This window comes from Agrobacterium sp. SORGH_AS 787 (genome assembly GCF_030819035.1).
In the GTDB taxonomy this organism is placed as follows: Bacteria; Pseudomonadota; Alphaproteobacteria; order Rhizobiales; family Rhizobiaceae; genus Agrobacterium; species Agrobacterium larrymoorei_B.
Map to the genome: position 1 here is coordinate 729,960 of NZ_JAUTBG010000002.1, position 23,200 is coordinate 753,159.

20 protein-coding genes are annotated in these 23,200 nt (G+C 58.9%); 6 read left to right on the forward strand and 14 right to left on the reverse strand.

From position 1 onward, the window contains the following. Positions 1–74: 74 nt before the first annotated feature. From QE435_RS12920 to tauA, 3 genes are all read right to left on the reverse strand, one after another. Positions 75–929, reverse strand: coding sequence for an ABC transporter permease subunit (locus QE435_RS12920; RefSeq protein WP_349041619.1), 855 nt, complete (start codon positions 927–929; stop codon positions 75–77). Then, positions 926–1,717, reverse strand: coding sequence for a taurine ABC transporter ATP-binding protein (locus tag QE435_RS12925; RefSeq protein ID WP_309771903.1), 792 nt, complete (start codon positions 1,715–1,717; stop codon positions 926–928). Before QE435_RS12925 ends, QE435_RS12920 begins: the two co-directional genes overlap by 4 nt. A gap of 61 nt (positions 1,718–1,778) precedes the next feature. Beyond that, positions 1,779–2,783 carry a taurine ABC transporter substrate-binding protein gene (gene tauA / locus QE435_RS12930; RefSeq protein ID WP_306934544.1) on the reverse strand — a complete coding sequence of 335 codons (1,005 nt, stop codon included), beginning with the start codon at positions 2,781–2,783 and terminating at the stop codon, positions 1,779–1,781. Between the two features lie 219 nt (positions 2,784–3,002). On the opposite strand from tauA, the gene QE435_RS12935 reads away from it, so the two are divergent. Both QE435_RS12935 and QE435_RS12940 read left to right on the forward strand, forming a co-directional pair. Then, positions 3,003–3,746 carry a sulfite exporter TauE/SafE family protein gene (locus QE435_RS12935; RefSeq protein WP_349041620.1) on the forward strand — a complete coding sequence of 248 codons (744 nt, stop codon included), beginning with the start codon at positions 3,003–3,005 and terminating at the stop codon, positions 3,744–3,746. A 20-nt stretch (positions 3,747–3,766) separates the two neighbouring features. Next, positions 3,767–4,528 carry an SDR family NAD(P)-dependent oxidoreductase gene (locus tag QE435_RS12940; RefSeq protein ID WP_349041621.1) on the forward strand — a complete coding sequence of 254 codons (762 nt, stop codon included), beginning with the start codon at positions 3,767–3,769 and terminating at the stop codon, positions 4,526–4,528. Positions 4,529–4,589: 61 nt separating this feature from the next. Here the strand turns inward: QE435_RS12940 and QE435_RS12945 are convergent, their stop codons facing one another. From QE435_RS12945 to QE435_RS12970, 6 genes are all read right to left on the reverse strand, one after another. Beyond that, positions 4,590–5,972 carry an aminotransferase class III-fold pyridoxal phosphate-dependent enzyme gene (locus QE435_RS12945; protein ID WP_349041622.1) on the reverse strand — a complete coding sequence of 461 codons (1,383 nt, stop codon included), beginning with the start codon at positions 5,970–5,972 and terminating at the stop codon, positions 4,590–4,592. Between the two features lie 106 nt (positions 5,973–6,078). Next, positions 6,079–7,641, reverse strand: a complete 1,563-nt coding sequence (locus tag QE435_RS12950) for a PLP-dependent aminotransferase family protein (RefSeq protein ID WP_349041623.1) — start codon at positions 7,639–7,641, stop codon at positions 6,079–6,081. Positions 7,642–7,880: 239 nt separating this feature from the next. Continuing rightward, positions 7,881–8,414 (reverse strand): inorganic diphosphatase, encoded by a 534-nt coding sequence (gene ppa / locus QE435_RS12955; RefSeq protein WP_296020462.1) that lies wholly within the window; start codon positions 8,412–8,414, stop codon positions 7,881–7,883. A 246-nt stretch (positions 8,415–8,660) separates the two neighbouring features. After that, the gene (locus QE435_RS12960) at positions 8,661–9,167 is read right to left on the reverse strand and encodes a GNAT family N-acetyltransferase (protein WP_306934549.1); all 507 of its coding nucleotides are present in this window, start codon (positions 9,165–9,167) and stop codon (positions 8,661–8,663) included. A gap of 212 nt (positions 9,168–9,379) precedes the next feature. Continuing rightward, entirely contained in the window at positions 9,380–11,200 is a 1,821-nt protein-coding gene (gene typA, locus QE435_RS12965) for a translational GTPase TypA (RefSeq protein ID WP_296039711.1), read from the reverse strand. A 270-nt stretch (positions 11,201–11,470) separates the two neighbouring features. Continuing rightward, the gene (locus QE435_RS12970; protein ID WP_349041624.1) at positions 11,471–13,537 is read right to left on the reverse strand and encodes a M3 family metallopeptidase; all 2,067 of its coding nucleotides are present in this window, start codon (positions 13,535–13,537) and stop codon (positions 11,471–11,473) included. 243 nt (positions 13,538–13,780) lie between these two features. On the opposite strand from QE435_RS12970, the gene QE435_RS12975 reads away from it, so the two are divergent. Next, positions 13,781–14,248, forward strand: a complete 468-nt coding sequence (locus tag QE435_RS12975; protein ID WP_349042853.1) for a MarR family transcriptional regulator — start codon at positions 13,781–13,783, stop codon at positions 14,246–14,248. A gap of 61 nt (positions 14,249–14,309) precedes the next feature. On the opposite strand, the gene QE435_RS12980 is transcribed toward QE435_RS12975, so the two are convergent. Beyond that, entirely contained in the window at positions 14,310–15,533 is a 1,224-nt protein-coding gene (locus QE435_RS12980; RefSeq protein ID WP_306934551.1) for an argininosuccinate synthase, read from the reverse strand. Positions 15,534–15,791: 258 nt separating this feature from the next. Here QE435_RS12980 and QE435_RS12985 point away from each other — a divergent pair, with 258 nt between their 5' ends. Further along, positions 15,792–16,646, forward strand: coding sequence for an SDR family NAD(P)-dependent oxidoreductase (locus QE435_RS12985; protein ID WP_306934552.1), 855 nt, complete (start codon positions 15,792–15,794; stop codon positions 16,644–16,646). 79 nt (positions 16,647–16,725) lie between these two features. Continuing rightward, the gene (locus tag QE435_RS12990; RefSeq protein ID WP_306934553.1) at positions 16,726–17,373 is read left to right on the forward strand and encodes a LysE family translocator; all 648 of its coding nucleotides are present in this window, start codon (positions 16,726–16,728) and stop codon (positions 17,371–17,373) included. Between the two features lie 41 nt (positions 17,374–17,414). Here QE435_RS12990 and QE435_RS12995 read toward each other — a convergent pair whose 3' ends face one another. From QE435_RS12995 to QE435_RS13005, 3 genes are all read right to left on the reverse strand, one after another. Then, a complete protein-coding gene (locus QE435_RS12995) occupies positions 17,415–18,209 on the reverse strand; it encodes an ABC transporter ATP-binding protein (RefSeq protein WP_309771913.1) in 795 nt (264 codons plus the stop codon). Continuing rightward, positions 18,206–19,087, reverse strand: a complete 882-nt coding sequence (locus QE435_RS13000) for an ABC transporter permease (protein ID WP_309771914.1) — start codon at positions 19,085–19,087, stop codon at positions 18,206–18,208. Before QE435_RS13000 ends, QE435_RS12995 begins: the two co-directional genes overlap by 4 nt. Before the next feature lie 184 nt (positions 19,088–19,271). After that, positions 19,272–20,225 carry an ABC transporter substrate-binding protein gene (locus tag QE435_RS13005; RefSeq protein ID WP_349041625.1) on the reverse strand — a complete coding sequence of 318 codons (954 nt, stop codon included), beginning with the start codon at positions 20,223–20,225 and terminating at the stop codon, positions 19,272–19,274. A gap of 480 nt (positions 20,226–20,705) precedes the next feature. Between QE435_RS13005 and QE435_RS13010 the strand changes: the two genes are divergently transcribed. Beyond that, positions 20,706–21,770 carry a M48 family metallopeptidase gene (locus QE435_RS13010; RefSeq protein WP_349041626.1) on the forward strand — a complete coding sequence of 355 codons (1,065 nt, stop codon included), beginning with the start codon at positions 20,706–20,708 and terminating at the stop codon, positions 21,768–21,770. A gap of 147 nt (positions 21,771–21,917) precedes the next feature. On the opposite strand, the gene rlmN is transcribed toward QE435_RS13010, so the two are convergent. Next, on the reverse strand, positions 21,918–23,090 hold the full coding sequence (rlmN, locus tag QE435_RS13015; RefSeq protein ID WP_306934924.1) for a 23S rRNA (adenine(2503)-C(2))-methyltransferase RlmN: 1,173 nt from the start codon (positions 23,088–23,090) through the stop codon (positions 21,918–21,920). Between the last annotated feature and the right edge of the window lie 110 nt (positions 23,091–23,200).

Sequence of the window (23,200 nt, forward strand, 5' to 3'; positions counted from 1 at the left end):
AAAACTAATGCGTAAGGAGCGTCTTAAAGACGGCGACCCGCCTGAGCTTTCGGATAACCATCCGGCAGACGAGGCTAGATCTTGCCTCGCCACGGGACCAGTTTCTTTTCCAGCCAGCGCATCGCGAATTCGAAAACGATCGCGAAAAAGCCGATGACAAAGATCCCCATCATGACGATATCCGTCCGCAGGAAGTTGGACGCGTTGAGAACCATCTGACCGACGCCGGTTGACGCTGCAACCATCTCCGCGGCCACCAGCGTGGTCCAGCCAACCCCCATTCCGATCCGCAAGCCGACGAGAATATCGGGCAGGGCCGCTGGAAATACCACGAAGCGAAGCAATTGCCAGCGGCTGGCACCGAGCGCGCGTGCGGCATTGATCTGATCGGAGGAGGCAGAGAGAACCCCTGCGCGCGCCGCAAGCGCCACCGGCGCGAAGCAGGCGAGATAGATCAGCAGGACCTTGGACGTTTCACCGATGCCGAACCATATGATCACCAGCGGCAGATAGGCCAGAGGCGGCAGCGGTCGATAGAACTCGATGAAAGGATCGAGCATCGAGCGGATGGCCGGACTCAAGCCCATGGCAAGACCGACCGGAATGCCGATCAAGGCGGCGAGCACAAAGGCGGAAACGACCCTGAACAGGCTCATGACGATATGCTCGGTCAGGGGCGCACCATCGATATTGCCTTCGATAGCCGCGATAAAGGCATTCAGGACGGTTTCAAGCTTGGGAAGAAACAGCGGCTTGACGAGGCCAAGATGCGTCACGACCGCCCAGACCGTCAGCACCAGAAGCACCGTCAGCGTACTGATCAGGCCCAGATGAACGCTGCTCAGCGCAACACGCCGCGGTTTGGATTTGCTTGGCTGCACGCCTGCTGCCGGGGTGATGGCCCTGCCGTTTGAGGATGTCTCGGTCATGCGGCCACCCCTTCATTCATCTTCTCACCCTTGTGGATCGCAGCCAGAACCTCTTCCCGGATCGCGATGAAGTCTGGAGAGGATTTGACGCCGCGCGCATCACCGGTTTCCAAGAAGCGGCGACTGAAATGCAGTGGCATCTCACGGGCGATTCGCCCTGGGCGCGGTGTCATGATGATGAGCTTGGTTGCGAGGAAGATTGCTTCCTCGACATCATGGGTAATGAAGAAGGCCATTTTATTCGTCTTGGCCCAGACCTTGAGGATCAGTTCCTGCACCTGTTCGCGGGTGAAGGCGTCGAGCGCACCCAGTGGCTCATCCATCAACAGCATGGCCGGGTCCGCTGCCAGTGCTCGCGCAATGCCGACGCGCTGCTGCATTCCACCGGACAGCTCATAGATCTTCTTGTCAGCAAAACCGTCGAGACTGACGAGGCTGAGCATGTGGCGCGCGCGTTCCAGCCGCTCGTCCTTCGGCATACCCTGCATGCGCAGACCGAAAGCAACATTGTCGACGACGGAAAGCCAGGGCATCAGCGCATGCCGCTGGAAAACCACCCCACGGTCGGCTCCAGGCTTCGTGACCGGTTGGCCATCGATGACGATCGAGCCCTCCGTGACGGGCTGAAATCCGGCGATGCAGGACAGGAGCGTCGTTTTCCCGCAGCCGGATGCGCCCAGCGCGACGACAAATTCGCCTGCCTGGATATCCAGGTTGATCCGCGAAAGGGCGACAACGCCGCCGTCGCCCTCGCCGTAGTGAACGCTGACATTGCGTATCTGAAGCATCTTTATCCCGCCCTTGAAAATGAAGGGCGGCTGGATCGCCCAGCCCGCCCGAGGGTGCCGTTTACTTGACAGCCTTGACGTATTCATCGGTCACAAAAGCCGAATAGTCCGGCGCAATGTCTGTGACGCGGCCCTGCTCCTTTAGGAATTCTGCCGTCGACTGCAGCGCCTTTGCAGCGCCACCGCCCAGCCACTCGGAAGAGCCTTGTTGCTCGAGCGTCGGGAACTTGTAGGCGGCCATTGCGGCTGGAACGTCGGCGGGGTTGGCACCCGTCCATTTCGCGACGGCGGCGACCGGCTTCGAATCCTGCGTCCAGGCAGCCTTGTTTGCCGCATAATCGGCATCGGCAGCGGCAAGGAGCTTGACGAAGGTGGTGACGAACTCCTTGTTGGCATCGGCAAACTTGTCGGTCACGACGAGGCCGTCGAAGGTGGCCTTGCCCTTTGCGGCAAAATCACCTGCGCTTGCGATCACTGTGCCGTTTTTCTTGGCGACGTCGAGAACCGGCGCCCAGATGAAGGTCGCGTCCAGGTCGCCACGCTCCCAGGCAGCGGCGATTTCCGGCGGACGCATGTTGAGAAGCTTGACATCACGCGTCGTCAGCCCGGCTTCCGACAGGGCATACATCAACTGGTAATGCGAGGTGGAAACGAAGGGCACGGCGATCGTCTTGCCTTTCAGGTCGGCGATCGTCTTGATGCCGCTATCCTTGCGCACCACGAGCTGCTCGGCGTTGGCAATATCGTCCAGGATCCAGAAGAGCTTGATCGGCAGGCCCTGGGAAGCAGCCGCGGCAATCGGAGAGGAGCCAGCCTCGCCGATATCGACATCGCCGGACGACATGGCACGGATGACATCGCCGCCGCCACCGAACTTGACCCATTTGATCTTGTAGCCGGTTTCGGACTCCAGCTTGCCGGATTCCATCAGAACACGGATCGGCGTCATCATGTCCTGATAGGCGAAAGTCACGGTCTTGTCTTGAGCCAATGCGCCGAACGAAAGGCCGAAAACGGCACTGCACGTCGCGGCAAAGGACACAAAAGCTTTGCTCAGTCTGTTCATGAAGGCTCACTCCTTGAGAGGATCGGGAAGACGGTCCTATTAAGCGGCAAGCAAGCATTGTGCCGAAAGAGCCAGTTGCACCCATTTCAGGAGCCATCTGGCCCAGTGCAGACGGGATCCATGCACGACTGGTCCCACAGATGCCTTCGTCTGGCTCTGCCGGAAGGCACCTCGCCGCTTTTAGAAGCAAGGAGAAGAAAACCAGGCACCGGAGATATCATGGAAATGGCAGCAATCGCGGCAGTGACGATCATTGCCGGCGCATTTCGCGGCGTGACCGGCTTCGGCTATGCCATGGTCGCCGCACTCGGCCTGACGGCAGCCCTGATGGCGCCGCAAAGCAGCGTACCCTTCATTCTCTTCAACGATCTTGTCCTGACGGCATTCACCCTTGGCGACCGCAAGATTGGCGCGGTCGATTGGAAGGCTGCGCGTCTCCTCCTGGCGTCAGGCTTCTGCGGCGCGTTTTTCGGCGGTTGGTCGGCAGCCCATCTGGACGAAGAGACAGCACGCATTCTCGTTGCGGCTATCGTGATGCTGGCGGCCTGTGTCGCGCTGATCCGCAATCCGCCAGCGTGGCTTGCCGGACGCGTCTTCGGGGTTTTCTTCGGTTTCGCCGTCGGCCTGCTGCTTTCCGCCTTTGCGGTCGGCGGGCCGCTTGCCGCGGCGTGGCTGCTTGCCGGTGGTACCCAACGATCTCATGTGCGCGGCACGCTCGCCGTATTCTTCGGCGCCATCGACCTCGTCAGCCTTGCGAGCAGAGTGTTCCTGGGCGAGGTCGATCCTCAATTGCCATGGCTGATCGCCACCTACCTGCCTGCAACACTGGTGGGTTTTGCTGTCGGTTACATCGTATCGCGGCGGCTTCAGCCGCATGTCTGGCATCGGTTTTCATCGGGTGGTCTCGTGACCATCGCCATTATCGGCCTGATACAGGCCGTTTTCGCCCTTGTGGCAGCATGACCAATGGAAAGGAATGCATCATGTCGAAAATCGCCCTGATCACCGGCGCCACATCGGGCTTTGGGCAGGCCATAGCTAGGCGCTTCGTCACGGAAGGTTGGTCCGTCGTCATCACCGGCCGACGAAAAGACAGGCTGGACGCGCTTGTTGCCGAACTCGGCGGCCCGTCGCGCGCGCACGGCCTCTGCTTCGACATTCGCGATGAAGCGGGTATGCAACAGGCTCTGGCTTCGCTTCCCCCCGCCTTCGCGGCGATCGATACGCTGGTCAACAATGCGGGTCTTGCCCTGGGGACGGGAACTGCCGATCTATGCGAGCTTGACGACTGGAAGACGATGATCGACACGAACGTCACCGGACTGGTGACGATAACCCGGATGCTGCTCGAAACCCTGCTCGCCCGCCGTGGGCTTGTGGTCAATCTCGCCTCCATCGCATCGAACTGGCCCTATCCCGGCGGCAATGTCTATGGCGGCACGAAGGCCTTCGTCCGCCAGTTTTCGCTCGGGCTTCGCAGCGATCTTTCCAGCCGTGGCGTCCGCGTGACATCCATCGAGCCCGGCCTTTCGGAAAGCGAATTCACACTGGTGCGCACCGGCGGCGATCAGGCGGCTTACGACAGGCTCTACAAGGGCGCCAATCCCCTTCAGCCGGAGGATATCGCCGAGACCATCTACTGGGTCGCGTCGCTTCCGGCACATGTGAACATCAACAGTGTCGAGATCATGCCTGTCAGCCAGTCCTGGGCGCCATTTCAGGTTTATCGCCAGGAAACAGCCTGAACAGAATGAGAGAAGGCCCGCCTTGGATGTGCGGGCCTTCTCACTTGTAAAGATGGATTGATCAGCCGAAGACCTTTGTCAGTGCCTGATCGACCGCAGCTGTGATCTCGTCGATGTCGCTTGCCGTCGCGATCAAGGCGGGGCTGAAGCAGAGCGTATTGTTCAGCCCCGGCAGGGCGCGGTTGGTGGCACCGATGATGACGCCATTCGCCATGCAGTTGGCGATGACGGCCTGAACCTGTTTCTCCTCCACCGGCGTCTTCGTTGTCCGGTCGCTGACAAGCTCCGCGCCGCAGAACAGGCCCGCGCCGCGCACCTCACCGATGACCGCATGGCGCACTTGCAGCTCCCGAAGATTGGACCGAAGCCGCTCGCCCATAAGGGCGGTGTTTTCAAGCAGGTTCTCCTCCTCGATGATCCGCATGTTTTCGAGCGCCGCTGCCGGGCCGCCGACGCAGCCCGCATAGGTCGAAATATCGCGGAAGAACGACATCGGGTCGGATGGATCGTCCTTGAAGAGGTCGAACACCTTCTCGGTGGTGACGGTGCAGGAGATCGCCGCATAGCCGGAGGCCACGCCCTTGGCCATGGTGACGAAGTCCGGCTCGACACCGAAATTCTGATAGCCGAACCACTTGCCCGTGCGCCCTACCCCGCAGACGACTTCATCAATATGAAGCAGAATGTCGTGGCGGCGGCAGATGTCCTGCACCTTTTCCCAGTAACCGGCAGGCGGAACGATGACGCCGCCACCCGCCGTGATAGGCTCAAGGCAGAGCGCGCCGATGGTATCCGGTCCCTCGCGCAGGATCACGTCTTCGATTGCCTCGGCGGCGCGCTCGCCGTAATTGGCAATATCGCCATACTGACTGCGATATTCGAGGCAGTGGGGCACTTCGACAAAGCCGGCTGGCAGCGGACCATATTGCTCGCGGCGTTCCGGCTGGCCGCCTGCGGCCAGCGTGGCAAGCGTCGTGCCGTGATAATCACGCTCCCTGTAGAGGATCTTGGACTTCTTGCCTTTGTGGTGACGATGCGAAATCTGGCGCACCATCTTGAAGACTTTCTCGTTCGCTTCCGAGCCTGAGTTCGAATAATAGACCCGGCTCATGCCAGGCATCTTTTCGATCAGCTTCTGCGCAAACAATGCGCCGGGAACGGAGCCCGCTGAATTGGCGAAATAGTTCAGCTTGACGAGCTGGTCGCGAACCGCATTGGCAATGCTTTCGCGACCGAAGCCGACATTGACAGTCCACACGCCGCCCGCGACAGCGTCCAGATATTCCTTGCCCGTCGCGTCCCAGACCCGCATACCGCGTCCCTCAACGAAGATCCGCGGATCGGCGGTCTCGAATGTTTTGTGTTGCGTGAGGTGATGCCAGACATGGGCGCGATCGGCCTCGATAACGTCCCGGATGTCGTTGGGTTGAACGATCGAACTCATGGGTGCCTCCAAAAGCGTTGCTGGCTCCGCATTAGCACGGACGCGACCGCCTTTGCCCGTGCAAACGGTCTCTGGCTCCATGGATTGTCCGTTCTGGACCCGCTGCTCAGAAAGGCGCCGCCGGAAAGGGCGCGGGTCGGAAATCGGTGCGTGGCGCTTTGTCCGCTCTGTCGACAAATGTCTTGATGAGCGGTGCCAGTCTTGCAAGACCAGCCTCGATGCGATGGGTCGCAATCGAACCAAATCCGAGCCTGAGATAGCGCTGGCCTGCGGCTGGATCGGCGAAGAAGATGTCCCCCGCCTCGACCAAGACGCCGGATCGACGGGCAGTATCGACAAGCCGGCGTGGGTCAAAACCGGGTGGCCCCTCGATCCAGAAGCTCGTTGCCCCTTCACCGCGAGCGATCCTGCAGGAAGGAATGAGGTCTGGAAGGAGATCCGCTATCAGCGTTGCCCGTTCCAGCATGACGGCGCCGGTGCGACCGAGGTGCTGTCGGTAATGTCCAAGTGCAATGAAGTTCGCCAATGCGCGTTGATTGTTCGTGGGCGGATGACGAAGCATCAACCGGCGCAGAACCCTCAACTCATCGATCACCGGCTGCGGGGCGACGATATACCCCACCCGCAAACCGGGCGCGAGAACCTTGGAGAAGCTGCCAACATAGATGACGCGGCCCTCCGTATCGAGGCTCTTGAGAGACGGAATGTCGCCATCGCTCTCGATCGAAAGATCAGCTTCATAATCGTCCTCGACGATCAGGACGTCGTCGCGGTTGGCGGCTTGCAACAACTGTCGCCGCCGCTCGAGCGGCGTCACAGTGGTTGTCGGGCACTGATGGCTGACGGTAAGAAACGCAACATCACGGCTGGCAAAGTCGGCATCCGGCACGATGCCATGCCGATCCTGTTTCAGTGCGATCACATTCTGTGTCGCCAGGCTCAGCATGTTTCGGACATCAGGGTATCCAGGGTCCTCCATGCCGGTCGCGGTGCTCGGTCCGACGAGAAGCTGCACCAGCATCGACAAGGCCTGCTGCGAGCCGATGGTGACGATAATCTCGCCCGGACCGGCAAAGATGCCGCGTCGCGGCAGCACCTGCACACGCAATTGCTCGACAAGGTCGGGGTCATCGTCGTCGATCATATCCCCGGCCCAGCCCTGGATTTCCTTGACGCTGGATGCCGCCTTCACCGCTTCGCGCCAATTATTGGTTGGGAAAAGCGCAGGGTCGTATTGACCGAAAAGAAAAGGATAAGGGTAATCCAGCCAGTCTCGCGGCTTGCAGATCTGGCGAAGTCGGGATGGCTGGATGGCAAAGCGCGACGACCAGTCATCGACCGAAGCCTCGTCACGCCGATTGGGGCCGTTGCGCGTGCCATTGGCGGCGACGAAAATACCGCTGCGTTCGCGCGAGACCAAAAAACCTTCATCGATGAGTAACTGATAGGCAGTCGTGACCGTATTGCGCGCAATTCCAAGAAGGCCCGCAAGTTCCCGTGTGGACGGCAGACGCATGTTCTTGTTGAGCACGCCTGTCTCTATCGCATGCACGATCATGCGCCGTATTTGCAGGTTAAGAGCCTGGCCGTCCTTGTTCAGCGCGCCGAAAAGCCGGTGCCATGTAACGTGTGTGACTGCCTGCCCATGGCTAAATTTTGATGTCCTCATAGGATGCGCGATGCAAGCTGCGGGCCAGTTGACCTGCGCCGTGCTTGGAGAACAGCAAAAACAATGGAGATGATCGCAAAGTGCGAGACAGCTTCGACGCGGAACTTGCCGTGACAAGACGAGGAGATCTTCGGCTTACCATCACCTCACCATGGCTCAAGGCGTGTGCGAAAGAGCGGTGTCGCGTCCGGTAGAGAGACGAAGCGTGAGATGAGACATCTCACGCTTCCGAACATGTATCAGCCTTGAGCCTTGTAGCGCTCGACAGCTTCGACGATCAGCTTCTTGGCAACGTCGACATCCTGCCAGCCGCCCATCTTCACCCACTTGCCGGGTTCCAGATCCTTGTAGTGTTCGAAGAAGTGCTCGATCTGCTTCAGCGTGATTTCCGGCAGATCGGTGTAGTTGACGACCTTGTCGTAGCGGCGCGTCAGCTTCGGAACCGGAACCGCCAGGATCTTCTCATCCTTGCCGCCATCGTCTTCCATGATCATCACGCCGATGGGGCGGACATTGATGACGCAGCCTGGGACCAGCGGACGGGTATTGCAGATCAACACATCGATCGGGTCGCCATCATCCGAGAGCGTGTGCGGCACGAAGCCGTAATTGCCCGGATAGGTCATCGGCGTGTAGAGGAAGCGATCGACGATCAGTGCGCCTGCATCCTTATCCATCTCGTACTTGATAGGATGGCCGCCGACCGGCACTTCAACGATCACATTGACGTCTTCAGGCGGGTTCTTGCCGACGGAGATTGCATCAATACGCATACTCTTTCCTTATTTCGGTGAGTTGAGGTTGATCCTCGATACTGGGAAAGGCAGCGCTTTGCAACATTGCCCGCCGCGAGCCGGGCGCTTTTGTCGAACCAAGAATGGGCGCAGCTTAAAGGATTGAGAGTGTTACAAGAAACAAGGGGCAAGAAGTCTGAGGACGTGCTGTGCCGACGTCATAGGATCAGTCGCAGCGTCCTGGTCGCAATCGTTGCAGAAATCAGGTGGGCTGCTGGTACCCGCTTAGCGCCAGGCAAAACCGATCTTGCGCAACTGCTTGTCGGCAAAGTCTTCCATGCCTTCGGCGATATCCTTGCCGCCATGCGAGCGGAAGAAGCGGCTGGCGACATCGCTATCTTCAAGGCACCAGGCCACCACGCCGTTGCAGCCAAGCGACTTCAACAGGCGGCGCCCCTCTTTGAAAAGAACGGTTCCAAGGCCGATACCCTGATATTCCGGGCGCAGATAAAGCTCATAGATCTCGCCATCATAGGGAAGGCCGCGGGCGCGATTGAGGCCAAGCGTCGTATAGCCGGCGATCACTCCGGCAACTTCGACCACCAGCAGCGTGGCAGATCCGCGCGCAGCCCGGCGCCACCAATCCTCGTCGCGGCGATCCAGCATCTGCCAGAGCGGCTTGTGGGGAATAAGTCCCGAATAGGCTTGCTCCCAGGACAGCCGGTGCGTCTGTGCGATAGCGCCAGCGTCTTCCGGCTCAGCCCGGCGAACATCGATGGATAACGTTTTCATAACGCGATTCTGGCCCCGGCCATGAAAACTTACCAGCCATAAAGGTTAACGGCAGCAAGTTTACCCACAGCCTAATCATGTGGACGATAACGCCAAGATTAACGCTTTTTTTACCATTGAGACAAGCGGGCCTGATTCGCCCGCACAAAGAAAAACCCGGCTCGAGGGGTGCTCGAGCCGGGTTCTTGGAAATACGGTTAATAGCGAGGCGATCAGCCAGCCATCTTTGCCTTTTCGAAGCGCTTCCGATCGTTCGGATCGAGATGCAGCTTGCGCAGACGAAGCGACTTCGGCGTCACTTCCATCAGCTCGTCATCCTGGATCCAGGACAGAGCGCGGTCGAGCGTCATGCGGATCGGCGGCGTCAGCTTCACGGCTTCATCCTTGCCGGCGGCGCGGATGTTGGTGAGCTGCTTGCCCTTCAGCACGTTGACTTCGAGATCGTTGTCGCGGGTGTGAATGCCGATGATCATACCGGCATAGACCTTTTCACCCGGCTCGATGATCATCGGACCACGGTCTTCCAGGTTGAACATGGCGTAAGCGACGGCCTCGCCCGAACCGTTCGACAGCAGAACGCCGTTGACGCGGCCCGCGATCTGGCCCTTGAAGGGCTGATAATCGTGGAACAGGCGGTTCATGATGGCCGTACCGCGCGTGTCGGTCAAGAGTTCCGACTGGTAGCCGATCAGGCCGCGGGTCGGGGCGTAGAATTTCAGACGAACGCGGTTGCCACCGGAAGGGCGAAGCTCGGCCATTTCAGCCTTGCGCTCGGACATCTTCTGGACGACGACACCGGAATGCTCTTCATCGACGTCGATAACGACTTCTTCGATCGGCTCCAGCAGGGTGCCGTTCTCATCCTTGTGCATCACGACGCGCGGACGCGACACGGCAAGCTCGAAGCCTTCGCGACGCATGGTTTCGATCAGAACCGCAAGCTGCAATTCGCCACGACCGGACACGAAGAACGAGTCCTTGCCTTCGGCTTCTTCGATCTTCAGCGCAACGTTGCCTTCGGCTTCCTTGAGCAGACGGTCGCGAATAACGCGGCTCGTTACCTTGTCGCCTTCGGTGCCAGCCAGCGGGCTGTCATTGACGATGAAGGACATGGTCACGGTCGGCGGATCGATCGGCTGCGCCGTCATCGCTTCGGTGACCGACGGATCGCAGAAGGTATCGGCAACGGTGCCCTTGGAAAGACCGGCAATCGCAACGATGTCGCCCGCATGGGCTTCTTCGATCGCGGTACGCTCGATGCCGCGGAAGGCGAGGATCTTCGAAATACGGCCGGTTTCGATCGTCTTGCCGTCCTGGCCCAGAACCTTGACGGCCTGGTTCGGCTTGATCGAGCCGGATGCGATACGACCGGTGATGATACGGCCGAGGAAGTTGTTGGCTTCAAGGATCGTACCGATCATGCGGAACGGACCTTCTTCGACCTTGGGCTCCGGAACGTGTTCGAGAACCAGATCGAGCAGCGGTGCGAGACCCTGGTCCTTCGGACCTTCCGGGTTGACGTTCATCCAGCCATCACGACCGGAGCCGTAAAGGATCGGGAAGTCCAGCTGCTCGTCGGTCGCGTCGAGGTTTGCGAAAAGGTCGAACACTTCGTTGATGACTTCTTCGTGGCGGCCATCCGGACGGTCGATCTTGTTGATCGCGACGATCGGGCGAAGACCGACCTTCAGCGCCTTGGAGACGACGAATTTCGTCTGCGGCATCGGGCCTTCGGAGCTGTCGACCAGAACGATAGCGCCGTCCACCATCGAAAGGATACGCTCGACTTCGCCACCGAAGTCGGCGTGGCCGGGGGTGTCGACGATGTTGATGCGAACACCCTTCCACTCAACCGAAGTCGCCTTGGCGAGAATGGTGATGCCGCGTTCCTTTTCCAGATCGTTGCTATCCATAACACGCTCGGCAACACGCTGGTTGTCGCGGAACGAACCAGACTGCTTCAAAAGCTCGTCAACAAGTGTCGTTTTTCCATGGTCAACGTGCGCGATGATCGCGATGTTGCGAAGGGCCATATGATTAAATCTCTGAGGTTGGGGCGCTGATCGTATGGGATGCGCCAATTTAGTTTGGCGGGCTCATAACCTTTTTTTTGCAAATGCGAAAGGGGGGCTTATGACATAAGCCCCTTGCGAAAACGCGGTATCAGAGTTGTGTGACAGGTTTTTGCGGGATTTTGAGATTAAAGCGGGCGCGATCTTTCAGATTCGATCCTCCCGCTTTCACCCCTTCTTCGCTCACGTGTCGGCGTCGCAAGACGGCTTCACGCGTCTGCGCGGCACGCGTTACGCGGCCACCAGTCCGCGCTTCTTCAGCATCGCCTCCGGGCTCGGCATCTTGCCGCGGAAGGCCTTGTAGGTCACTTCCGGATCGACCGCGCCACCGACGGAATAGACATTGTCGAGAAGCTTGCGCGCTGTTTCCGGATCGAAGGGATTGCCCGTCTCCTCGAAAGCTTCGAAAGCGTCGGCATCCAGCACTTCCGACCACATGTAGGAATAGTAACCAGCCGAATAGCCGTCACCGGAAAACACGTGCTGGAAGTGCGGCGTGGCGTGGCGCATGGTGATCGACTTCGGCATGTGAAGCGAGGACAGCACCTCCCCCTGAACCGCCATCGGGTCGTCAACTTTTCCACGGGTGTGGAACGCCATATCGACCAGCGCCGAGGAAGTGAACTCGACCGTGTTGAAACCGGCATTGAAGGTCTGCGCCGCCAGTACCTTGTCGAGCAGCGCCTTCGGCATCGGCTCGCCGGTTTCGTAATGTAGCGCATATTTTTCAAGGATTTGCGGCACGGTCAGCCAATGCTCGTAGAGCTGCGAGGGCAGTTCGACGAAGTCGCGGGACACGCCAGTTCCCGAAACGGAGGGATAAGTGACGTTCGACATCATGCCATGCAACGCATGGCCGAATTCGTGAAACAGCGTGCGCGCATCATCCAACGAGAGGAGCGCCGGCTTGCCGGCTGAGGGCTTCGCGAAGTTGCAGACATTATAGATGATCGGCAGTTCACCGACAGCACCATTCTTCAGCGGCAGCTTGTGCTGCGATTGGAACGAACTCATCCAGGCACCCGAGCGCTTGGAGGGACGCGCAAAATAATCGCCAAGGAACATTGCCTTCAGCTCGCCATTGGCATCGCGAATTTCGAAGGTGCGGACATCGGGGTGATAAGCCTTAACGTCTTTCAATTCGACGGCGTGAATGCCGAAGAGGCGTGTCGCCACGTCAAAGCAGGCCTCGATGATCTTCTCCAGCTGAAGATAGGGCTTCAGCTCCGTTTCGGAAAAATTGAAGCGCTTTGCTCTGAGCTTTTCCGCGTAATGCCGCCAGTCCCAGGGCATGACCTCATGGTTCTTGCCCTCGTCGGCAATGATCGCTGCAAGCTCGGCTTCCTCTTCGCCAGCGCGCGCCACGGCCTTTTCCCATACCTGGGTCAAAAGACCGTTCACCGCATCCGGCGTCTTCGCCATGGTGTCGTCCAGCTTGTAGGCTGCAAAGTTGTCGTAGCCGAGCAGCTTTGCCTTTTCTTCGCGCAGCGCCAGCGTCTTCTTGACGATCTCGCGATTGTCCGTCTCGCCGCCATTTTCGCCCCGCGCCACCCAGGCCTTGAAGGCCTGTTCGCGCAGATCACGGCGCTCGGAGAAGGTGAGGAAAGGCTCGATGATCGAGCGCGACAGCGTCACGGCAAACTTGCCATCTTCGCCGTGCTCCTTGGCGGCGCCCGCCATGGCATCGCGCAGGAAGCCTGGGATACCGGCAAGCTCGTCATCCGAAGAGAGCAACAGCTTCCAGTTCTTCTCATCCGCCAGAACGTTCTGACCGAAATTCGCGCCAAGACCCGCCAGTTCTTCGTTGATCGCGGCCAGACGCTCCTGCTCGGCTTTGGGCAGCTTCGCACCGGCACGGACGAAACCCTTCCAGTGGCGCTCAAGCACACGCAATTCCTCCTGGGTCAGCCCCAGCGTTTCGCGCTTGTCCCACAGCGTATCGATGCGCTTGAACAGCGCCTCGTTCATGCCGATGCGCGAATAGTGGCGCGACATTTTTGGCGCGATCTCACGCTCCAGCGCCTGGATTTGCGGATTGGTATGGGCACCCGCCTTGTTCCAGAACAGCGCCGAGACACGCGACAGCTCATCGCCTGCGATCTCGAGCGCTATCACTGTATTGGCGAAGCTCGGCACCTCGCTATTGCCGGCAATGGCATTGATCTCCGCATCATGCGCAGCAAGCGCCGCATCGAAGGCGCCCGCGAAATCCTCATCCTTGACAGCATCGAACCGCGGCAGGCCGTTTTTTCCGTTCCAGTCGGTCAGAGCGGAATAATGCGCGATCGTCGATGTCATGGTGATGTCCTCATGCAGATGTGATTGTCAGCCATATGGGCATGCCCGATACAAGCTTTCAATATCCGATCCCAGGAACCGCGACAGCAATGGGGCAAAATCGGATGCGATTTTTCAAAAAGCACGATGGCTGCAGTTCAAGAAATAGAGCGCAATGCGGAACACTTTCTTCTTTCGTCCGATTGCATGGGCAGCGAGAAATTGTCACAAAGTAGAAGAGTTCTAATGAAAAGCACCTGTTTGATGACATCCAATCCCGAAAGAGAACCGCTGGCCTTTCTGCTCAACAGCAGCGCCCGATTCCTCAACAGCGTTTTCGAGCGACGTATCGCCAATGCCGGCCTTGGGTTGACACCCGGCGAAGCCCGCGCGCTCCTGACGGTCGCCGCCATCGACGGCGCCAAGCAGGCTGACATTGCCGCCCGCATCGGTCTCGAACCGATGACGGTCTGTACCTATCTCGACAAACTGGAATCGCTCGACCTCGTGGAGCGCCGCCCCAACCCGGACGACCGCCGGTCGAAATGCATCTATTTGACGCAAAGCTCGACCGACATGTTGAAATCGGTGCGCGAAGAGGTGGATGGCCTGATGGCCCAGGCGACCGAAGGTCTCAATCAAGAAGACATTGAGCGCTTCCATGCGCTGCTGTCTGTCATGCAGAAGAACCTCCATACCGCTGCCATGGATAAAAGCCGGGCGGAAAGCTAAGCCGGAGGCAACAAAAAGCCCCGCGCGAAACGGGGCTTTGAATGGTCACATCAAACGCAGATTATTTGCCCAGATTACGCTTGGCGAGCGTGCGCAGACGCAGCGCGTTGAGCTTGATGAAGCCGGCGGCGTCCTTCTGGTCGTAGGCGCCCTGGTCGTCTTCGAAGGTGACGAGCTTGTCGGAGTAAAGCGACTTGGCGCTCTCACGACCGGTGACCATGACATTGCCCTTATAGAGCTTCAGCGTCACTTCGCCTTCCACATGCTCCTGGCTCTTGTCGATCAAGGCCTGCAGCATTTCGCGCTCCGGCGAGAACCAGAAGCCGTAATAGATCAGCTCGGCGTAACGCGGCATCAGCTCGTCCTTGAGGTGCGCTGCACCGCGGTCGAGCGTGATGGATTCGATGGCGCGGTGGGCTGCAAGCAGGATCGTGCCGCCGGGGGTCTCGTAGACGCCGCGGCTCTTCATGCCGACGAAGCGGTTTTCCACCAGGTCGAGACGACCGATGCCATTGTCGCGGCCATAATCGTTCAGCGTCTTGAGAAGCGTCGCGGGCGACATTTCAACGCCGTTGATCGAGCAGGCATCGCCCTTGCGGAAACCGACCTTGATGACGGTTGCCTTGTCGGGTGCAGCTTCCGGAGAAATGGTGCGCATATGCACATATTCCGGGGCTTCCTGTGCCGGGTCTTCCAGAACCTTGCCTTCGGAGGACGAGTGCAGCAGGTTGGCATCGACAGAGAACGGCGCCTCGCCCTTCTTGTCCTTGGCAACCGGGATCTGGTGCTGCTCGGCAAAGTTCAAGAGGTCCGTACGGCTCTTGAAGGTCCAGTCGCGCCAAGGCGCAATGATCTTGATGTCGGGGTTCAGCGCGTAAGCGGAAAGCTCGAAGCGAACCTGGTCGTTGCCCTTGCCGGTGGCACCATGGGCAATGGCATCAGCGCCGGTCTTCTTGGCAATCTCGATCAGGTGCTTGGAAATCAGCGGGCGAGCAATCGACGTGCCGAGCAGATAGACGCCTTCATAGACGGCATTGGCGCGGAACATCGGGAAGACGAAGTCACGAACGAACTCTTCGCGGACATCCTCGATGAAGATTTCCTTGATGCCGAGCATCTCCGCCTTCTTGCGCGCAGGCTCAAGCTCTTCCCCCTGGCCGAGATCGGCGGTGAAGGTGACGACTTCCGCGCCGAGTTCGGTCTGGAGCCACTTCAGGATGATCGAGGTATCGAGACCGCCGGAATAGGCGAGAACGACTTTCTTAACGTCTTTCGGGAGTGCCATTCGTGAAATCCATTTGCATAACCGGCGATCGCTTGAAGCCTCGCCTTTCCTTGAGATTGCGGCACTTTTAGCGAGTTTATCGGCACACGCAAGAGATAATGAAAATGGATCAGGCCCGGGAACACATCGAGCGCCCGGCGACTTGTCACGTGACTTGAGAGAGAAAAACACGCATTTTCCAAGTGCGCCTGAGATGTGCTTGGTTGCATGGGATGCCACCGCCGTTCGAAAAAGTCGGCCCTGGAGAAGGAGAAACCAATGTCGAGATTTCACCCTGCATTCGCAGAAGACAATGTTGCCGTCATCACCGGCGCTGCATCCGGCATAGGCTTTGCCGCGGCACGCCAGTTTGCTCATCTCGGCATGAGCGTCGTGCTGGTCGATCTCGATGGCGAAAAACTGCGAGCCGCCGAAAGCCAGATCGCCGCAGAGGTGAATGATGGCGCAGCCAAAATCGTCGCCATTCCGACCGACGTGTCGAAGCTCGATGAGCTTGAGGCCCTCGAAAGAGCCGTCATCCAGCGCTTCGGGCGCGTGCATGTGCTGATGAACAATGCCGGCATTCAGCCGGGCAGCGCACTCTTTGGCCCGCAGGCCAACTGGGACAAGGTGCTTGGCGTCAACCTGATGGGCGTCGTCAACGGCACGCGTGTCTTCGGCCCGGGCATGCTGGCGCATGGAGAGCCGGGGCTGATCATCAATACGGGCTCGAAACAGGGCATCACCACACCACCTGGCGACCCCGCCTATAATGTCTCAAAGGCAGGTGTGAAGGCCTTCACGGAAGCGCTGGAGCATGAGTTGCGCAATGCCGACAAGGGCTCGATCTCGGCGCATCTGCTCATCCCTGGCTTCGTCTTTACCGGCCTCACCGCAGGCGATCGCACCGAAAAGCCGGAGGGAGCCTGGACGCCGGAACAGACGGTGGAGTTCATGCTGCAAAGCATCGGTCGCGGCGATTTCTATATTCTCTGCCCCGATAACGAGGTGGACAGAAAGACCGACGAGAAGCGCATTCTCTGGGCTGCCAACGACATCGTCCAGAACCGGCCGCCACTGTCGCGCTGGCATGGCGATTATGCCGAGCATTTCCGGACGTTCCTGAATAGCTGACGCAACGTGAAGAGGAATTGGCAGGCTCATCAAACAGCGTTATGGGTAGGCATCTGAACCCTAGCCGAATGGTACCGCCGTGGACTTCATTCCGAGCCTGCCGACACTCATTGCCTTCACCATCGCCATTCTCGTACTGGCGGTGACGCCCGGTCCGGACATGACGCTGTGGATCAGCCGTTCGCTGCGTGAGGGTCGCAAGGCGGGCTTCATGACATTGGTCGGCACCAATCTTGGAATTACTGTTCACACGCTTTTGGTCGCCTTCGGCGTTGCCGCGCTCATCGTCGCTTCGCCAACGGCCTTCATGATCTTGAAGACGGGGGGTGCTGCCTATCTCGTCTGGCTTGCGATACAGGCGATCCGCCACGGCTCCAACTTCGTCATGGAGCGCCCGAAGGAGCAGAAGACGGATGCGTCGATGACATCGGCTCTGGTTAACGGGCTTTGGGTCAACCTGCTCAATCCCAAGGTCATCATCTTCTTCATGACCTTCCTGCCGCAATTCGTTACAGCCTCCGACCCGCACGTCACCGGCAAGCTGATCTTCCTCGGCATCTGGTCGATCATCGTCGCCCTGCCGATCGGCATCGGCATTGTCGTTGCAGCAGACTCGCTCTCCGACTGGCTGCAACGCAATCGCAAGGTCCTGCGGGGACTGGATTACACCATCGCCGGTGTCTTCTCGCTCTTTGCCGTGAAGATTTTCCTGACGCAGGCGAAGTAATAAGCGGATACGAAAAAGGCGCCTGTCCGGCGCCTTTTTCCTTATCCGATCAGCAACTCGTCATCATCGAGCGTCTGGCCGCGGATCTTGCGGAACATCTCGATCAGGTCTTCCACCTGCAAGCCCTTGCGGCTTTCGCCCGACACATCGAGAACGACTTCGCCCGCATGCAGCATGATGGTGCGGTCGCCGTAATCCAGCGCCTGGCGCATGGAATGCGTCACCATCAGCGTGGTAAGCTTGCGTTCTTCCACCACCTTGCGGGTGAGCTCCATAACGAACTCCGCCATGCCGGGATCGAGCGCTGCGGTATGTTCGTCGAGAAGCAGGACATCGGAACCAGCAAGCGTTGCCATGACGAGCGAAACCGCCTGACGCTGACCGCCCGACAGAAGATCCATGCGATCCTTCAGCCGGTTTTCCAGCCCAAGGCCAAGTGAGGCGATGCGGTCCTGGAAGAATGCCCGACGTCCACCGCCGAGTGCGGGCAAAAGACCGCGGACCTTGCCGCGCGCGGCTGCTAGCGCCAGATTTTCCTCGATAGTGAGCGCGCCGCAACTTCCCGCCAGCGGATCCTGAAACACTCGCGCCACCTGGCCCGCACGGCTGGCGGTCGGCTTGCGTGTCACATCCACGCCGCTGATCGTCACCTTGCCAGCACTCGGCAGCACGTCGCCCGCCAGCACGCCCAGAAGCGTGGACTTGCCGGCACCGTTGGAGCCGATGACGGTGACGAAGGAACCGTTTTCGATGGTGAGATTGAGCTTGGAGAGCGCCTGCTTTTGCAGCGGCGTTCCCTTGCCGAAGATGACCTGAATATCGGACAGTGAAATCATGATGCGGCTCCTCCACGGCGCAGGCGCGGCAGGATAAGGGCGACGGCCACCAGAACGGCGGTGACAAAATTCAGGTCGGACGCCTTAAGCCCCAGCGCATCGCTGGAGAGCGCGAGCTGGATGGCGAGACGATAGGCAATCGACCCGAAGACGCAGCCGATCAGCGCGATCAGGATGCCGCGCGCGCCAAAAAGCGTTTCACCGATGATGACGGCGGCAAGACCGACGACGATGGTGCCGACACCGGACGTGACATCGGCAAAACCATTGGTCTGGGCAAAGAGCGCACCGCCAAGAGCGACAAGCGCGTTGGACAGCGCCATGCCGAGATAGATCTGGTTGCCGGTCTTTACCCCTTGAGCGCGGGCCATTCGGGCATTCGCACCGGTAGCGCGCATGGCAAGCCCCGCATCGCTTTCCAGAAAGCGCCAGACGAGGATGACGGCAACGATCACTAGCAGGCCGACGAAAAGGGGCCGCACCAGATAGTCGGAGACGCCGAGACCATAGAAGGGCTCGATGACCGTTTCCTGGTTCAGCAGCGCCACATTGGGTTTGCCCATGACGCGCAGATTGACCGAGAACAGCGCAATCATCGTCAGGATGGATGCGAGAAGATTGAGGATCTTGAAGCGGACATTCAAAAGCGCCGTGACCATACCCGCACCGGCACCGGCAATCATCGCAACGCCTGTTGCCAGCCAAGGGTTAAGACCGGCAATGATCAGCACCGCCGCCACGGCAGCGCCGAGCGGAAAGGAACCATCAACGGTCAGATCGGGAAAATCGAGCACGCGAAAGGCGAGATAAACGCCGATAGCGACAAAGGCGAAGACCAGCCCCAGTTCGACGGCACCCCAGAAGGCGATTTGGCTCACGACAGAAGTCCTTGGGTTTTTCGACCGGATGTTTCGCCGGGCCGATAGAGCAAGAGCGCCGCTTGTCAGCGGCACTCTCGATTGAGAATGAAGGTCGAAACGTTGCTTTCGTCATGGTCGTCCTTGACCTGAGCATCCATGGGACCGTTAGGGCCGAGGATAACACGAGACGAAAAGTCCGGTGTTACTCGATCACCTTCGTGGCGCGCTTCACAACGCTCTCGGGGAACGTGACGCCAACCTTTTCAGCGGCTTTCTTGTTGAGAACAAGGTCGGTGCCAACAGCTGTGGTTGCTGGAATATCGCCGGGCTTCTCACCCTTCAGGATACGCACAACGACAGCGCCCGTCTGCTTGCCCACATCGAAATAGTTGAAGCCGAGCGCGGCAACGGCACCACGAGCAACCGAATCCGTATCAGCCGCAAAGAGCGGGATCTTCGCTTCAGCCGCAACACCGGCTGCCGCTTCGAAGGCGGAGACGATGGTGTTGTCGGTCGGGACGTAGATGACATCCGCCTTGCCGACCAGCGCACGGGTCGCGCCCTGAACTTCGGAGGACTTGGTGGCGACGGATTCGACAACCGTGAGACCCGCCTTTGCTGCTGCTTCCTTCAGCAGAGCGAGCGTCGAAACGGAGTTGGCCTCAGCCGAGTTGTAGATGTAGCCGATCGTCTTGGCAGACGGCACGATTTCCTTGACCAGAGCCAGATGCTCATTGACCGGAAGCGCGTCGGAAAGACCGGTCACGTTGCGGCCGGGCTTCTCCATCGACTTGATCAGCTGCGCGCCGACGGGATCGGAAACCGCGGTGAAGACGACCGGAATATCGCGCGTTGCGGCAACGACGGCCTGCGCCGACGGCGTGGAGATCGGCACGATGACATTCGGCGCGTCGCCAACAAACTGGCGGGCGATCTGCGCGGCGGTGCCGGGGTTACCCTGTGCGGACTGGTAGACGAACTTGAGGTTCTCGCCTTCCTTGTAGCCAGCCTCGGCAAGCGCTGCCTTCACACCATCACGTGCGGCGTCGAGGGCTGGATGCTCGACAATGGCTGTGACAGCGACGGTGACGTCTTCCGCCTTGGCAGGAAGGACAAGAGCCGTGGCGGCGGCGAGCGCCAGAATAAGTGCGCGCATAGGGGTATTCCTCCGATTGTTTTGCTTTTCCCGCCTTCTTTAGGAAAGGGTAAAGCCGAAATCAATCATGCGGGAGAGATCGGAGTGATCAAATATTTGATTGGATCAAGGGTAAAGCGCACGAAAAACAGAGGAGGTATATGAGTTCTGCTGGAAAAATAGATCGAAACTGTCGATCCTCTTCTCCTGAATATCGTCTTCACCGCACCGGCCTGATGCCCCGCAGCCAAAGCTCAACGCCAATAACCGGCTGGCTTAAGACAAAATTTCCGCGATCGCGCTACAGACGTACTCTTGCAATAGGTACTCAAGCCCGAAGCAATCAAGCAGCCTAGGCCTTCGTCGGCATGTGCTCTCTTCGATAGATCACCACTTTCCCAGCAATAAGAATCTTGAGACAGTGGCTGGGAAATGTCATCGGAATGTTCCAGCAAATTGCCCTGTGCGATCGGTGGCGTCAGCCTTTGAGTGAGACTTGATTTGGCAAAGATTATTCTGGCTGCCGGTCGCCGTTTCGGGCGATTTACTTTACTGTTTCTGATCGCGCTGCTGGCACTCATCATGAGCCTGTGCTTCTTTTTGTTAGATCAGCACGTCATTTGGCTTTTTGTTCTGATCGGCTTTGCCTTATGGACGGTAGACATCACGATCGCTTTGTTGAAGGGCATATTCTTTGCAAATCTATCGAGCAAAAAGGTCAATGGGATCAGTCGAGCCCAAGCCCCTGGACTATGGTCCATGTGGGAAGCTGTTGCTGGAAAGGCCATAGCCAGGAAAACCGCGATTACATTGGGTGACGCGGTGAATGCGAGCATCAGGATGCATCGCACTCTGCTCGGATTTCGCCGCTATTACCAGCTGAAGGTCGGCATTCCTTTGCTGGCAGTCACAGATAAAGAAGCGATGTTTGCCATTCTTATCCATGAGAATGGTCACGTGCTGAACGAGGATGTGAATGGAAAGCTCCGTCTGGCAGAACTCGAAGAAAGCCTCAACATCGTCTTCGACTTCGCTCCACCGGATAAATCAATCACCGGGCACCTGCTCTACGCTTTATGGAAAAGACTCTCACCGTCATTTGCGCGTGAGAAGATGCGTCTGTCTCGAGACGCCGAGATCAAAGCCGACCTCGAAGCGGCAAAGGGTGGTCACGGCGAGGAGGCCGCTCGCGCCCTGCTGCTGGTCGATGCGTCCGCCATATTCCTGCAGCAAACATTTTATGAGTCGTTGCGGAAAGAACGCACGGGTCCAGTGCCACCTGTCATTTCGCCCACGAAAAGCCTTTTGAACGCGGTGTCTATGCTCAATATGAGTGACCTGTTGAACAGCTATGCGCGCCACGCATGGTCGATAGAGGTCGACGAACTGTCCTCTCATCCGTCCTGTGCTCAACGTCTTTCAGCGTTGGGCTATGCCGAGCTTTTTACCATAGAACCAGTGTCAACATCCGCACTTGCCCTCTTGGAAGACGATTTTGCCAAGCGAGTGTTTGCTGAGCTGGATGAGTTATGGACAAACCCTGTGCCGAGCAAACTGCAATCGTGAGCGGACGCAGCGGATAAAGTAAAAGCTGCCAGTGGCAGCGGGACATGACCTGGATTCGAGGGTGATGTCAAAAAAGGGTGTCGCCACAGACCCCGTACCGGAAAGGCTCAAGACTGAGGCTGTCCTCGGGGCGACGACACCGGAAATTCAGTCGTCAGCCCCATGATTGGCAATCATCATCGCTTCGAACGCCAGGCGCTCGGTCTTGCGCATGCGCTCGGATTCCGACTTCAGCTGGCCACAGGCTGCCAGAATATCGCGTCCACGAGGGGTGCGGATCGGTGAGGCGTAGCCGGCCTGATTGATGAAGTCGGCGAACTTCTCGATCTGCGCCCAATCCGAGCACTGATAGTTGGTGCCGGGCCAGGGGTTGAAGGGGATAAGATTGATCTTGGCCGGAACGCCTTTGAGAAGCTGGATCAGCATCTTGGCATCTTCCAGACTGTCGTTGACGTCCTTCAGCATCACATATTCGAAGGTGATGCGGCGCGCATTCGACAGGCCCGGATAATTGCGGCAGGCTTCGATCAGTTCCTTCAGCGGATACTTCTTGTTGATCGGCACCAGCATGTCGCGCAGCTCGTCGCGCACGGCATGCAGCGAAATGGCCAGCATCACGCCGATTTCGTCGCCGGTGCGGAAGATTTCCGGCACGACACCGGAGGTGGAGAGCGTCACGCGGCGCTTGGAGAGCGACAGGCCGTCGCCGTCGGTGGCGATCAGGAGTGCGGTCTTCACATGCTCGAAATTATAGAGCGGCTCGCCCATGCCCATCATCACGATATTGGAGACCTTGCGGCCTTCGCTCGGCACATAGGCGCCGACCGGCGTCGAGCCATCCGGGAAATCGCCCAGACGATCGCGGGCGAGCAGAAGCTGCGAGAGAATTTCTTCCGCCGTCAGGTTGCGCACCAGGCGCTGCGTGCCGGTGTGGCAGAAGGAACAGGTGAGCGAACAGCCGACCTGGCTGGAGATGCAGAGCGTCCCGCGGCCTTCTTCTGGAATATAGACGGTCTCGATTTCCACCGGGCGACCGGCACCGCGTGGGGGGAAGCGCATCAACCACTTGCGCGTGCCGTCATTGGAGATCTGCTCTTCGACGATTTCCGGGCGCGCGATGGTGAACTTCGCCTTCAGCGTCTCGCGAAGCTCCTTGGCGACATTCGTCATGTTGTCGAAATCGGAGACGCCGCGCACATAGAGCCAGTTCCACAACTGGCTGACGCGCATCTTCACCTGCTTCTGCGGCACGCCGATTTCCATCAGCGCATCGGCCATCTCGTCGCGCGTCATGCCGATCAGCGACGGCTTGCCGGACATGAGGTCGCCATTGGGGACCAGAGGCGCCTTGACGGCAAGACCGGGTGTAGCTTCCAAAGTGGACATCGTCCTATCCCATCATCCAATGCACGAGCAAAACCGACCTGTCG

What these genes read in the sequence shown, in the direction of transcription:
- QE435_RS12920 (WP_349041619.1), bottom strand. Translation starts at nt 929, where the DNA reads ATGACCGAGACATCCTCAAACGGCAGGGCCATCACCCCGGCAGCAGGC.
- QE435_RS12925 (WP_309771903.1), bottom strand. Translation starts at nt 1,717, where the DNA reads ATGCTTCAGATACGCAATGTCAGCGTTCACTACGGCGAGGGCGACGGC.
- tauA (WP_306934544.1), bottom strand. Translation starts at nt 2,783, where the DNA reads ATGAACAGACTGAGCAAAGCTTTTGTGTCCTTTGCCGCGACGTGCAGT.
- QE435_RS12935 (WP_349041620.1), top strand. Translation starts at nt 3,003, where the DNA reads ATGGAAATGGCAGCAATCGCGGCAGTGACGATCATTGCCGGCGCATTT.
- QE435_RS12940 (WP_349041621.1), top strand. Translation starts at nt 3,767, where the DNA reads ATGTCGAAAATCGCCCTGATCACCGGCGCCACATCGGGCTTTGGGCAG.
- QE435_RS12945 (WP_349041622.1), bottom strand. Translation starts at nt 5,972, where the DNA reads ATGAGTTCGATCGTTCAACCCAACGACATCCGGGACGTTATCGAGGCC.
- QE435_RS12950 (WP_349041623.1), bottom strand. Translation starts at nt 7,641, where the DNA reads ATGAGGACATCAAAATTTAGCCATGGGCAGGCAGTCACACACGTTACA.
- ppa (WP_296020462.1), bottom strand. Translation starts at nt 8,414, where the DNA reads ATGCGTATTGATGCAATCTCCGTCGGCAAGAACCCGCCTGAAGACGTC.
- QE435_RS12960 (WP_306934549.1), bottom strand. Translation starts at nt 9,167, where the DNA reads ATGAAAACGTTATCCATCGATGTTCGCCGGGCTGAGCCGGAAGACGCT.
- typA (WP_296039711.1), bottom strand. Translation starts at nt 11,200, where the DNA reads ATGGCCCTTCGCAACATCGCGATCATCGCGCACGTTGACCATGGAAAA.
- QE435_RS12970 (WP_349041624.1), bottom strand. Translation starts at nt 13,537, where the DNA reads ATGACATCGACGATCGCGCATTATTCCGCTCTGACCGACTGGAACGGA.
- QE435_RS12975 (WP_349042853.1), top strand. Translation starts at nt 13,781, where the DNA reads ATGACATCCAATCCCGAAAGAGAACCGCTGGCCTTTCTGCTCAACAGC.
- QE435_RS12980 (WP_306934551.1), bottom strand. Translation starts at nt 15,533, where the DNA reads ATGGCACTCCCGAAAGACGTTAAGAAAGTCGTTCTCGCCTATTCCGGC.
- QE435_RS12985 (WP_306934552.1), top strand. Translation starts at nt 15,792, where the DNA reads ATGTCGAGATTTCACCCTGCATTCGCAGAAGACAATGTTGCCGTCATC.
- QE435_RS12995 (WP_309771913.1), bottom strand. Translation starts at nt 18,209, where the DNA reads ATGATTTCACTGTCCGATATTCAGGTCATCTTCGGCAAGGGAACGCCG.
- QE435_RS13005 (WP_349041625.1), bottom strand. Translation starts at nt 20,225, where the DNA reads ATGCGCGCACTTATTCTGGCGCTCGCCGCCGCCACGGCTCTTGTCCTT.
- rlmN (WP_306934924.1), bottom strand. Translation starts at nt 23,090, where the DNA reads ATGTCCGGCAAGCCGTCGCTGATCGGCATGACGCGCGACGAGATGGCC.